The organism is Olleya sp. 1-3 (assembly GCF_002836085.1).
GTDB lineage: Bacteria > Bacteroidota > Bacteroidia > Flavobacteriales > Flavobacteriaceae > Olleya > Olleya namhaensis.
Genome location: NZ_PJBW01000011.1, coordinates 55634 through 68250, shown reverse-complemented (window position 1 = coordinate 68250; position 12617 = coordinate 55634). Strand labels below are relative to the sequence as shown.

At 33.6% G+C, this 12617-nt stretch carries 12 protein-coding genes; 5 read left to right on the top strand and 7 right to left on the bottom strand.

What is annotated here, in order from left to right; all coding sequences use genetic code 11:
* Positions 1–2 precede the first annotated feature (2 nt).
* On the top strand, positions 3–626 hold the full coding sequence (locus tag CXF54_RS11790) for a response regulator (RefSeq protein ID WP_090841909.1): 624 nt from the start codon (positions 3–5) through the stop codon (positions 624–626).
* On the opposite strand, the gene dnaG is transcribed toward CXF54_RS11790, so the two are convergent.
* Positions 621–2576 (bottom strand): DNA primase, encoded by a 1956-nt coding sequence (dnaG, locus tag CXF54_RS11785; protein WP_090841908.1) that lies wholly within the window; start codon positions 2574–2576, stop codon positions 621–623. The genes CXF54_RS11790 and dnaG overlap by 6 nt on opposite strands.
* A 201-nt stretch (positions 2577–2777) precedes the next feature.
* On the opposite strand from dnaG, the gene CXF54_RS11780 reads away from it, so the two are divergent.
* The 3 genes from CXF54_RS11780 (at position 2778) to lspA (ending at position 5843) form a co-directional block, all read left to right on the top strand.
* Positions 2778–4334 (top strand): NAD(P)/FAD-dependent oxidoreductase, encoded by a 1557-nt coding sequence (locus CXF54_RS11780; RefSeq protein ID WP_101203688.1) that lies wholly within the window; start codon positions 2778–2780, stop codon positions 4332–4334.
* 134 nt (positions 4335–4468) lie between these two features.
* Positions 4469–5368, top strand: a complete 900-nt coding sequence (fabD, locus tag CXF54_RS11775; RefSeq protein WP_101203687.1) for an ACP S-malonyltransferase — start codon at positions 4469–4471, stop codon at positions 5366–5368.
* On the top strand, positions 5358–5843 hold the full coding sequence (gene lspA, locus CXF54_RS11770; RefSeq protein ID WP_090841901.1) for a signal peptidase II: 486 nt from the start codon (positions 5358–5360) through the stop codon (positions 5841–5843). Before fabD ends, lspA begins: the two co-directional genes overlap by 11 nt.
* A gap of 35 nt (positions 5844–5878) precedes the next feature.
* Here the strand turns inward: lspA and CXF54_RS11765 are convergent, their stop codons facing one another.
* The 3 genes from CXF54_RS11765 to CXF54_RS11755 form a co-directional block, all read right to left on the bottom strand.
* Complete coding sequence (locus CXF54_RS11765; RefSeq protein WP_101203686.1) at positions 5879–6070, bottom strand: hypothetical protein; 192 nt, start codon at positions 6068–6070, stop codon at positions 5879–5881.
* A 163-nt stretch (positions 6071–6233) separates the two neighbouring features.
* Positions 6234–7253: a UDP-glucose 4-epimerase GalE gene (gene galE, locus CXF54_RS11760; protein ID WP_101203685.1), complete on the bottom strand. Its 1020-nt coding sequence runs from the start codon at positions 7251–7253 to the stop codon at positions 6234–6236.
* Between the two features lie 110 nt (positions 7254–7363).
* A complete protein-coding gene (locus CXF54_RS11755; RefSeq protein ID WP_101203684.1) occupies positions 7364–8515 on the bottom strand; it encodes a DegT/DnrJ/EryC1/StrS family aminotransferase in 1152 nt (383 codons plus the stop codon).
* A gap of 120 nt (positions 8516–8635) precedes the next feature.
* Here CXF54_RS11755 and CXF54_RS11750 point away from each other — a divergent pair, with 120 nt between their 5' ends.
* Positions 8636–9871 carry a 3-deoxy-D-manno-octulosonic acid transferase gene (locus CXF54_RS11750; RefSeq protein WP_101203683.1) on the top strand — a complete coding sequence of 412 codons (1236 nt, stop codon included), beginning with the start codon at positions 8636–8638 and terminating at the stop codon, positions 9869–9871.
* Between the two features lie 8 nt (positions 9872–9879).
* Here CXF54_RS11750 and CXF54_RS11745 read toward each other — a convergent pair whose 3' ends face one another.
* The 3 genes from CXF54_RS11745 to CXF54_RS11735 all read right to left on the bottom strand — a co-directional run bounded on the left by CXF54_RS11745 (position 9880) and on the right by CXF54_RS11735 (position 12485).
* The gene (locus CXF54_RS11745; protein ID WP_232782612.1) at positions 9880–10719 is read right to left on the bottom strand and encodes a DMT family transporter; all 840 of its coding nucleotides are present in this window, start codon (positions 10717–10719) and stop codon (positions 9880–9882) included.
* Positions 10720–10786: 67 nt separating this feature from the next.
* The gene (locus CXF54_RS11740) at positions 10787–11452 is read right to left on the bottom strand and encodes a bifunctional 4-hydroxy-2-oxoglutarate aldolase/2-dehydro-3-deoxy-phosphogluconate aldolase (RefSeq protein WP_090841888.1); all 666 of its coding nucleotides are present in this window, start codon (positions 11450–11452) and stop codon (positions 10787–10789) included.
* A gap of 10 nt (positions 11453–11462) precedes the next feature.
* Positions 11463–12485 (bottom strand): sugar kinase, encoded by a 1023-nt coding sequence (locus CXF54_RS11735; protein ID WP_090841886.1) that lies wholly within the window; start codon positions 12483–12485, stop codon positions 11463–11465.
* Positions 12486–12617: the final 132 nt, after the last annotated feature.

Sequence of the window (12617 nt, the reverse complement as noted above, 5' to 3'; positions counted from 1 at the left end):
CCATGGTTAAACTAATGGTTGCGGACCAACACCCTATTGTCACAAAAGGGTTAGAATTGGTCTTCGCAAGTTCGCGTGATATAAAATTTATTGAAGCTGTTCCTGACGGCGAAGCTATTTTTGGCGCTCTAAAACAATACACTACAGATATTTTACTTTGTGAAATAGATTTACCAAAGCTTAATGGTATTAGTGTTTTAAGACGTATTAAAAAAGAACATCCCGAAGTAAAAGTTATTATCTACAGCGCACAACAAGAAGAAGTGTATGCGGTAAGTGCTATAAAAGCTGGCGCAGATGGTTATGTTCAAAAATCTACGGACTTATTAACACTAAAAGATGCCATCATGAAAGTACATTTGGGTGGCGTTTATATAAGTCCAAGTCTATCTAGAAAGATTGCTCTTGATAAAAATTCTGGAAAAAGTAATTACTATAAAAAACTATCTACTAGAGAGGTTGAAGTCTTAAAACTTTTATCTAACGGAAGAAGAAATAAAGAAATTGCTGAAGAATTACAAATCAACGAGAAAACGGTAAGTACATACAGAGCGCGTTTAATGAAAAAACTAAACGTAACTAACTTAATAGATCTTGTAAATCAAGCCAAAAGTTTAGATTTATAACGCTCGGTTTAATTTTCTAGCTAACAACATTTTCAAACCAGAGTAGTCCTTGACCTCTTCTAAGATGTCTCTATTTACTTCTGCTCTGTTTTGAAGTGTTTGTTGCTGGTAATTAAGTACTTTTTGATCAATTAAAAAGCATCTTAACGTTAAAATCGTTTCGCTTACTAACTGTGGCACAGAGTCTACTTTAGTTTTCGGGAATATATTGTTACGTTCCCAATCGGACAATTCATAACGCTCATCTTCCATTAATATAGACGTAATCTCTGAAGCTAAATCAGGATGAATTGTATTTATAATACTCTCTATTTTAAATTCAGGATTTTGATTTAAGGTCTCAATTATTGCAAAATAAATATCTTTAAACATTGGATTTAAAAACTCCATTTCGTCTTCTTGCAAATCTAAAAACACTTTTTCAAACACTTTAGATTGCTGTACAACTGGTTCTAACTCCAACTGTCCTTTTTCGTTTTCTTTTAAAATTAAATCTTCAAAATCCTCTGTTCTATCCCCATAAAGCAATAAAATTTCAATAATTTTTCGTTCTAATGTATATTGTACATCTACTTTTTTAACTGTCGGTGTGTTTTTAACAACCTCAAAAGCTTTAGGTGTTTCTGGACCTTTAGACCCACTATTTTGATCTTTGTTTGTGATTTGTGCCAAAGTAGAAAACAATACTTCCTCACTAATATCCATTATTCTAGCACACTCTTGAATATAGATTTCAGTTTTAATTCTATCCGGAATTTTAGCAATACTGTTTACAATATCTCTAATAGTTTCCGCCTTTTTTATTGGGTCATTTTTTGCACCTTCGTATAACACAGAAGCTTTAAACTGTATAAAATCCTGAGCATTGTCTTCTAAATACTTAGTTAACTCTTCTAAGGTATTAGATTTAGCAAAACTATCCGGATCTTCCCCTTCAGGAAATGTACAAACCTTAACATTCATACCTTGTTCAAGGATTAAATCAATTCCTCTTAAAGAGGCACGCATACCCGCAGCATCACCATCAAATAATACAGTAATATTTTTAGTTAAACGGTTAATTAATCTAATCTGATCACTTGTTAAAGCTGTTCCAGAACTGGATACAACATTTTTTATTCCTGTTTGATAAAATTGAATAACATCTGTATACCCTTCTACCAAATAACAATTATCTTCTTTAGCTATACTTTGTTTGGCATTATAAATACCATACAACACTTTACTTTTATGGTACAGATCACTTTCTGGGCTGTTTAGATATTTAGCCGCTTTTTTATCGTTGGTTAAAATACGTCCTCCAAAACCTAAAACACGACCACTCATACTTTGTATAGGAAACAACACACGCCCTTTAAAACGGTCAAAACGTTTACTCTCCTTTACAATTGTTAACCCTGTAGCTTCTAAAAACTCTAATTTATATCCTTTTTTTAAAGCTTCGTCTGTAAATCCACTCCACTGATCTAAACTATATCCTAAATCAAATTTCTTTATGGTTTCTAGTGTAAAACCACGCTCTTTAAAATAACTTAAACCAATTGCCTTTCCTTGATCTGTATTATGCAGTATATTTTGAAAATACTTACTTGCAAACTCGCTAACTAAGTATAAACTTTCACGTTTATCCTGTTCTTGTTTCTGCTCGTCAGATTGTATTGTTTCTTCAATTTCAATATTATACTTTTTAGCCAAATATTTAATAGCTTCTGGATAAGTAAAATGCTCATGCTCCATTAAAAAAGCAACGACATTACCACCTTTACCACTAGAAAAATCTTTCCATATTTGTTTAACAGGAGACACCACAAAACTTGGCGATCTCTCGTCAGAAAAAGGGCTTAAACCCTTAAAATTACTACCTGCTTTTTTAAGCTGAACAAAGTCACCAATAACCTCTTCAAGTCTGGAGACTTCATATACTTGGTCTATGGAAGATTTTGAAATCAAGATTTTTTTATTTTGAAGGATTAGACTGTAAAAGTAATATAAATAAGACGGTTTTCAATTACTAAACATATAGTTTTAAAACACACAAAACCCCTTTATATTGTAATAACCTATTCTCTAATAAGTAGCAAATAAAAAAAATGTTAAACAAGATAAATCGTAGTTCATGTCTTTTATCTCAAATTTGACTAATTTTGCAGCATGGTAAAAGATATTCAACTTCGTGTTTCGTTAAAAGAAGAAGAGATTCCAGATATTTTAATTAAAAAATCTGCGATATCCCTTTCCATGTCAAGAGATGACATTACAGGAATTAAGATTTTAAGAAAATCTATTGATGCCAGAAAACCAAAAATCATCTTTAATTATAAGGTTTCGGTTTTTATTAAGGAACCTATGCCTGACACATCTGACTACACCTTTGACTATAAAGATGTATCAAAAGCAAAACCTATACATATTATAGGATTTGGTCCCGCTGGTATGTGGGCAGCTTTACGTTGTATAGAATTAGGGTTTAAACCTATAGTTTTAGAGCGTGGTGCAAATGTAAAAGATAGACGACGCGATTTAAAAGCCATCAATCAAGACCATTTTGTAAACGAAGACTCTAATTACTGCTTCGGAGAAGGAGGTGCAGGAACTTATAGTGATGGTAAATTATACACCCGTAGTTTAAAACGTGGTGATGTACGTCGTATTTTTGAAAACCTTGTTTATCATGGCGCTACGGATCAAATTTTGGTTGATGCGCATCCACATATTGGAACCAACAAGCTACCAAAAGTTGTACAAAATATTAGAGAGAATATCCTTAAATATGGTGGAGAAGTCCATTTTAATACCCGTGTCACAGATTTTACAATTAAAAATAATAAGATCGAAGCTATCCAACTTAAAAATGGAGACGAATTAATAACCGATAAAGTGATACTAGCAACGGGACACTCTGCTAGAGATATTTTCAACCTACTAAATAACAAAAATATTGCACTAGAAGCAAAGTCTTTTGCAATGGGTGTTAGAGCAGAACATCCACAACATATTATTGATAGCATTCAATACCATTGTGAAGGACCAAGACCTGAGTTATTACCCGCAGCCTCTTACAGCTTAGTACAACAAGTCAATGGACGTGGTGTATACAGTTTTTGCATGTGTCCAGGTGGATTTATTGTTCCTGCAGCAACTGCTAATGGAGAAGTTGTTGTTAATGGAATGTCGCCTTCAAGGCGAAATAACAAATTTGCTAACTCAGGAATTGTTGTAGAAATTGATGCCAATCGCGATCTTAAAAAATACGAACATTTTGGCGCTTTAAAAGCATTAGAATTTCAGAAAGACTTAGAGAAGTTAGCATTTAATGCAGGTGGACGCAGCCAAGTAGCGCCCGCACAAAGAATGACTGATTTTGTTGAAGGTAAATTATCAAGTAGTTTAAATGAAACCTCTTACCAACCCGGTCTAAACAGTGCCCCTTTACATAGTTTATTTCCTAAATTAATAGGAGCCTCTTTAAGAAAAGGGTTTAAAGCATTTGGAGATAAAATGAAAGGATACTATACTGAAGAAGCTAATATTATTGGGGTTGAATCTCGTACTTCATCTCCGGTTAGTATTCCTAGAGGCGAAACGTTAGCGCATCCAGAAATCACAAACTTATATCCTTGCGGTGAAGGTGGTGGATATGCTGGTGGAATTATTAGCGCTGCTATGGATGGTGAACGTTGTGCAGAAGCTGCAACAGGCAAACTATAATAGATCCTTTTAAAAGCGCTATTAATATAGATATAAATCCATTAAGACTTAACCTTTACGGTTATAAGTCTTAATATTAGTCGTGCTTCAAATAAAGATATTATTCTTATTTTTGCCTCTTAAATTAGAAATCAATGAAAGCATATATATTTCCAGGTCAAGGTGCCCAATTTACAGGAATGGGTCTTGATTTATACGAAAACTCACCAGAAGCACAGCATTTATTTGAAGATGCAAATGAAATTTTAGGGTTCAACATTACAGACATTATGTTTGAAGGTACTGCTGAGCAATTAAAAGAAACAAAGGTTACACAACCTGCTATTTTTTTACACTCCGTTATTTTAGCAAAAACTTTAGGAGACACTTTTAAACCTGAAATGGTTGCAGGACATAGTTTAGGTGAATTTTCTGCTTTAGTAGCAGCAGGCGCACTAAGCTTTGAAGATGGACTTAAATTAGTATCTCAGCGTGCACAAGCCATGCAAAAAGCTTGCGAAATACAACCAAGTACAATGGCTGCAGTATTAGGTCTTGAAGACAAAGTTGTTGAAGATATTTGTGCTAATATAGATGGTGTTGTTGTTGCAGCAAATTACAATTGTCCTGGACAATTAGTAATCTCTGGAGAAGTTAGTGCAGTAGAAAAAGCTTGTGAAGCAATGAAAGAAGCGGGAGCAAGACGTGCATTAATGCTTCCTGTTGGAGGCGCATTTCACTCGCCAATGATGGAGCCTGCAAGAGAAGAATTAGCAGCAGCTATTGAAAACACAACATTTAGCACACCACATTGCCCAATTTATCAAAATGTAACTGCAACTGCAATTACTGATGAAAACGAAATAAAAGCAAACTTAATCTCTCAATTAACTGCACCTGTGCGTTGGACACAATCTGTGCAACAAATGATAACAGATGGGGCAACTTTATTTACTGAAGTTGGACCTGGAAAAGTATTACAAGGGTTGGTAAAAAAGATTAACAGAGACGCACAGACAGCATCTGCAACCTTAGATCTAAAAAATGATGAGTAGTAGAAATATACTTATTCTAGGCTTAATTGTTTTAAATATAATTTTGGATCAAGTCTCTAAAATCATTGTTAGAGTTGATGTTATTGCAGGTACTGAAACTGAAATTTTTGGACAATATTTTACACTTCATAATGTAGAGAATAAAGGTGCCTTTTTAGGTATGGGTAGTGACTTTAGTCCTGCGCTGCGTATTGGGTTACTTTTAGTATTACCTATAATAGTTTTAGCTTTAGTTTTGAGACATATTATTAAAGACAAAACGATGAATACAATGACCTTAGTTGGATTTTGTTGTATAATAGGTGGTGGAATTGCCAATGTATACGATCGTATTGTATATGGCTCTGTAACCGACTTTTTACACATTGATTTAGGTGGTGTATTTAGAACCGGAATTTTTAATTTAGCAGATGTATCCGTTATGGTTGGAATGGGCTGCTTAATAGTAGGCAGTTTTAATACTAAAAAAGCATAAAAAAAAGCCTCGATATTTATTGAGGCTTTTTTTATTTATCTAGCTAAATTACATGCACTGCAATCTTTAATTTCTCCGTAATACGTTTCGCGATACTTGTGAAGCGTTTTAATTGGTATGCCAAGCACTTGCTTTTTAATGTACGTTACTTTGGCACTAAGTCTCCCCATTTTGGGAGCAAATCTGTTTTCCTGTCTTGTCTGACGTTTTACTGTGATCAATTTCATTGTTTTATCATTTGCATTAGTTGCAAAGGAATAAAGAATAATAACCAACAACGAATTTAAAAAACTAAAATATTATTAATCAGCTAATTAATACAAATGTGATAACTATGTTCCGTTATAATTATAAGATTGACAACTAGAGTAACATCTGGCACCTAATATGTTAATTAGAATGTAACACTTTTTGCCATTTCCAAGCAGATAGCATAGCATCTTCTAACGTATGCTCTGATTTCCATCCTAATTCTGCGTTAGCTTTTGACGTATCTGCATAAGCAGAAATAATATCACCTTGACGCCTGTCTACTATCTTATAATTCAGTTTTGTGTCTGAAACTTTTTCGAATGCTTTAATGACTTCTAAAACTGTACTACCTGTTCCTGTCCCTAAATTAAAGACCTCAAAATTAGTTTGATTATTCTTATTTAATAAGCGTTGTAATGCCACAACATGCGCTTTTGCTAGATCTACAACATGAATATAATCTCTAATACAAGTGCCATCTGAAGTTGGATAATCATCTCCAAACACAGATAATTGTGCTCTTTGTCCTATGCCAGTTTGCGTTATATATGGTATTAAATTTTGAGGCACACCTATTGGTAACTCGCCTATTTTTGCAGAATCGTGTGCGCCAATTGGATTAAAATAACGCAAAGCAATACTATTTAATTTAGCATTGATATTACAAGTCTCTTTTATGATTTCTTCTCCAATTTGTTTTGTGTTTCCGTAGGGCGATTCTGCTGGTTTTACTGGTGCAGTTTCTGCTATTGGCATTACATCTGCCTGTCCATAAACGGTACACGAAGAACTAAAGATAAAATTAGACACTTCTAATTTTGTTAGTTCTTGTAGTACATAAACTAAGGTATTGATATTATTCTCATAATACATTAAAGGATTGGTTACACTCTCTCCTACTGCTTTACTTGCTGCAAAATGGATAACACCTTGAATGTCTTGATGTGCTTTAAAAAAGTTTTGAACTGCTGACTTATCTTTTAAATCTAACTTTTCAAAAATAGGCGTCTGATTTGTAATTGAAACAATACCCTCCAAAACGTCTAACGAGGCATTGGAGAGATTATCTATTATTATGACTTGGTATCCTTTATTTTGAAGCTCGACAACGGTGTGTGACCCTATAAATCCTAAACCTCCTGTTACTAGTATTTTCATATGTTTTTTGTTTACGTTAGGGATAGAAGCGGTATCCTTTTTTTGCTGCCATATATGGCAAAAAAAGATTTTAGCGGATAGCCCGCCCCTTGTGGTAACGCCCTAATGGTTTAGGCTAAAAAATTTTTAATTGTTGTTGTTATAAATTCGATTTGCTCGTCATCCAACTCGGTATGCATTGGTAATGATATTACTTGCTTTACTAATTGGTTTGTAACAGGAAAATCAGATTCGTTATAACGCTCATCTTTGTATGCTTTTTGTAAATGTAACGGGATTGGGTAGTACACACCACATGGAATTCCGTTATCATTTAAGTGCTTCACTAAAGCATCTCTGTCTGCGTTTTGGATTTTTAAAGTATATTGATGAAACACGTGACAGTCGCACGTATCACAAATACCTTCGCAATTATTTACCGTCTTTGGCGTTGTTATTTGCGGTACGCCTGCCAATGCTGCACTATATTTTCTTGCGGCATTACGACGTGCATTATTATAACTATCTAACTTAGGTAACTTTGCATCTAAAACTGCTGCTTGGATAGAATCTAAACGCGAGTTTACCCCTACCACATCATGGTGGTAACGCTCGTACATTCCGTGATTTACTATTCCTCTTATAGTATGTGCTAACGCATCATCGTTAGTAAAAATAGCGCCTCCATCTCCATAACATCCTAAATTTTTAGAAGGAAAGAATGATGTTGAAGCCACATGACCTATGGTACCCGCTTTTGCTTTTGTCCCATTGCTATACTTATAGTTTGCGCCAATTGCTTGTGCATTATCTTCTATAACATACAAATTATGCTCTTCTGCTATTTGCATGATTGCTTCCATATTGGCACATTGCCCAAATAAATGTACAGGTACAATCGCTTTGGTTTTTGGTGTAATTGCCTTTTTAATGGCTTCAATACTGATATTAAAATCGTCAGGGTTTACATCTACTAAAACAGGTGTAAGTTTTAATAATGCGATAACCTCTACAGTTGCAGCAAAGGTAAAATCGGCTGTGATCACTTCATCTCCTTGCTCCAGACCTAATCCCATCATTGCAATTTGCAAAGCATCTGTACCATTGGCACAAGGGATTACGTGTTTTACATCTAAGTAATCTTCAAGATTTTTTTGAAACTCATGCACCTTAGGCCCATTTACAAAACTGGTGTTGTCTATAATTTCTTGAATTGAAGAATCTACAACATTTTTTATAGCTGCGTATTGACCTTTAAGATCAACCATTTGTATTTTTTTCATCGCTGTATATGTGGTAAACTAATGTTAGAAACTTAGTTTTACTTTTAATTTATAATTATCGAATTTACAAAAATACCAAACGCTAAGCAATGAATTGTTTATTTTAGCAAAAATAGATACGTGAAAACACTTTATAACATAACCATTATAGTAGCTAATTTAGCTTTAAAAGGTCTAAGTTTATTTAATAACAAGCTTAAATTAGGGGTTATTGGGCGTGCTGAAACTTTTAAAAAACTACAACAAGCATTAAATACAGGTGATAAAACACTATGGTTTCATTGTGCGTCTTTGGGAGAGTACGAGCAAGGTTTACCAATTTTTAACCAATTACGCACAAACTATCCCGATCATAAAATTGTGTTATCGTTTTTCTCTCCTTCTGGTTTTGAAATAAGAAAAAACGCCCCTTTTGCAGATATCGTTGTTTACTTGCCTTTAGATAGTAAACAAAATGCAAAACGTTTTATAACTATGATTAATCCAGAGTTAACTGTTTTTGTTAAATATGAAATTTGGCCTAATTACTTAAATGAAATAAAAAACAGAGGGCTGAAAGCTATATTAATATCAGCAGCTTTTAGAGAAGACCAATCCTTTTTTAAATGGTATGGTAAGGAAACTAAAAAAGCGCTATTTGCTTTTGACCATATTTTTACACAAAACGAAACTTCAAAAACACTTTTAGAAACTATTGGTTATAAGCATGCAACCATATCTGGAGATACTAGATTTGATCGCGTTTCTAACCAATTACTAATTGATAACAACTTACCATTTATAAAAGCCTTTAAAGACGACAAACTATGTATTGTAGTTGGTAGTTCTTGGCCGGAAGACGAATTGCTTTTAATTGATTTTATCAACAATTATGAAGGCCTACCAGTTAAGTTTATAATTGCACCACATAATATTAAATCCAAACAGATTGAAAACATACAGTCTGGATTAATTAAATCTTCCGTCTTATTTTCAAAAAAAGAAGGACAGAATTTACAAGATTTTGATGTGTTTATTTTAGATACTATTGGGCTATTAAATAAAGCATATAGCTATGCAGATATTGCTTATGTTGGTGGCGCTATGGGTAACACTGGTCTGCACAACATTTTAGAGCCTGCTGTTTTTGGTGTACCAATACTGATTGGAAAAAACTATAGTAAATTTCCTGAAGCTTTTGACATGATTGACAATGGTGGTGTGTTTTCTATTGCTAACATAGATTTACTTACCACTAATTTAAACCGACTTATTAATGATACGGATTTTAGAAAAACGACGGGATCAAAAAACTTAGATTTTATAGCAAAAAACAAAGGTGCTACAACTACCGTGATGACCTATTTACAGCAATAAAAACAGTGTTATTTTTTAGCAGCATACAAGGTGTTACTTATTAAAGCCGCTATTATAATAGCTATTCCTAATAATACCATAGCACTATAGGATTCTAAAAACCAGAATGTACTTACTATAATTGTAAAAATTACTTCAACATATTTAAACGGTGCGACAACACTAGTTTTTCCTGTTTGAAAAGCTTTGGTCATATAGAGTTGTCCAACATAGCCAAAAACACCTAAACTAAGCAGTATTAGCCACTCTATTTGATTTGGCGTCTTCCAGTCTCCAATACTCATTACACCACCAAATATTAAGGCTGTAAGCATAAAGTAATTGATTATAACCAATGGGCTTTCATCCTTTCCAATTTTTCTAATTAAAACAAAAACTAATCCATTAGAAAAAGCCGAAACAAAGATTAAAACTAATCCTAATGTATTTATATCCTGACCAAACCCTTTGATAATTAAAACTCCTGAAAAGGCTAACGCAAACAGAAACCATTGCAATAATTTGATTTTTTCTTTAAGTAAAAATACAGCTAAAATTGCTGCAAAAATTGGCGCTGTATACCGTAAAGACACAGCAGTACCAACAGCAATATAATTTAAAGATTGAAAGAAGCAGGTCAAAGATATCACACCTACTATGGCCCTTATTATCATTAATTGCTTCTTGTTACCAAAGTAAGGAATCTTATTTTTTAAGATTAATGGCGTTGTAAAAGCTAATGTACCGATGGCTCTAAAAAAAACAATTTGATACACACCAAACCCATTTAGATATTTGACTAACAAATTCATAAGTGCAAAAGCTAATGCACTTACAACCATAAATATGATGGACTTATTATAATTCATTTTCAAGTAAAAAATCCCTTCAATAAAAAATATTGAAGGGATATATTTAATAGCGCTAAATAACGTATTATTTTAACGAATCTATAATTTTTAAAGTACTTTCTGTTGTAGATTTTATTTTATCTAAATCATAACTACCATCAGCACCCTTTGCGATAAGCTTAGAACCTATCCCTACGCAAGTTACACCTGCCTTAAACCAAGCTTCTAAACTATCTCTAGTTGGAGAGACACCACCTGTAGGCATTATACTTGTCCATGGTTGCGGACCTTTAATAGCTTTTACAAAATCAGCACCGTATGTTCCACCCGGAAACAGTTTTACTATCTCACAACCTAACTCTTCAGCACGACAAATCTCAGTCAAAGTTCCACAACCCGGAGACCACATCACTTTACGTCTATTACAAACCAATGCTATGTCTTCTCTTAAAACTGGGGTAACAATAAAATTAGCTCCTAAAGCCATATATCTAGATGCTGAAGCAGCGTCTGTAACAGACCCAACTCCCATTATCATTCCTGGTAATTCTTTTGCTACATACTTACTTAAAGCGTCAAAAACTTCGTGAGCAAAATCGCCACGAGCTGTAAACTCTAATAAACGTGCACCACCATCATAAACAGCTTTTACGACTGATTTACTAATTTCTATATCGTCATTATAAAACAAAGGAACTAATCCTGTTTGCTTCATAACTTCTGCTACTTGTATTCTTGTAAAATTTGCCATTTTGTATTTTTTATCTGGAAACTTTCCCTGAGGAATCTCCACTTAATAATTTTTCGATATCAGCTAGTGTTATTAAATTACAATCACCAGAAATGGTGTGTTTTAAGCAACAAGCTGCTACTGCAATATTTAAAGCACGCTGTTTATCGTTATCATTGTTTACTAATCCGTAAATTAATCCTCCCATAAAAGCATCTCCACTACCAACTCTATCCACTACCGGTGTCACTTCTTTAACATCTGCATTATACACAGATTTTCCGTCATACAAGATACCACCAATACGCTGGTGAGATGCACTAACAGAATACCTTAAGGTCGTCGCTACTGTTTTTAGATTAGGACACGATTTAAATATTTGATCGTATAAGATGGGTAATGATTTTTCATTTTGGTAATTAGGATTAACCTTATCTTTACCTAGCATGAAAAATGCTGTATCAATATCTCCTAAAATAATATTACTATATTTTAAAAGCTCTGGCATTATTTGATTTGGTTCTTTACCATATTGCCATAATTTAGATCTATAATTTAAATCTGAAGAAATAGTAATCCCTAATTTATGAGCAACTTTTATAGCCTCTAGACATTCGTCAGCAGCAGATTGAGAAATTGCAGGGGTAATCCCACTCCAATGAAACCATGTTGCATCTTTTAAGACGTCTTCCCAGTTTATAGCGCCTTTAGTAATTGTTGACATAGAACTATGTGCTCTATCATAAACTACATTACTACCACGTGTACCAGCTCCCGTTTCTAGATAATAAATACCTAATCGGTCACCACCATAAATCACGTTTTTGGACTCTACATTAAATTTACGCATTTCTTTTAACGCGCAAGCGCCAATTTCGTTATCAGGTAACCTGGTAACAAACTCGGCAGGAATACCATAATTTGCTAATGATACTGCTACATTAAACTCTCCACCACCATAGGAAGCAGCGAATTTATTTGCTTGAGAAAATCTTAAGTGACGCTCTGTCGAGAGCCTTAACATAATTTCTCCGAATGTGACAATTTTACTCATTTTATAAATTTGATTACTATTCTATTTAAAAAAACCAAATAGTTTTATTTTTTAAAACCTTTTTTTAACAATCAATAGACGTTAAAAAAAAATGGTACAAAAAATAAAACTATCCAGTTTACTATAACTTAT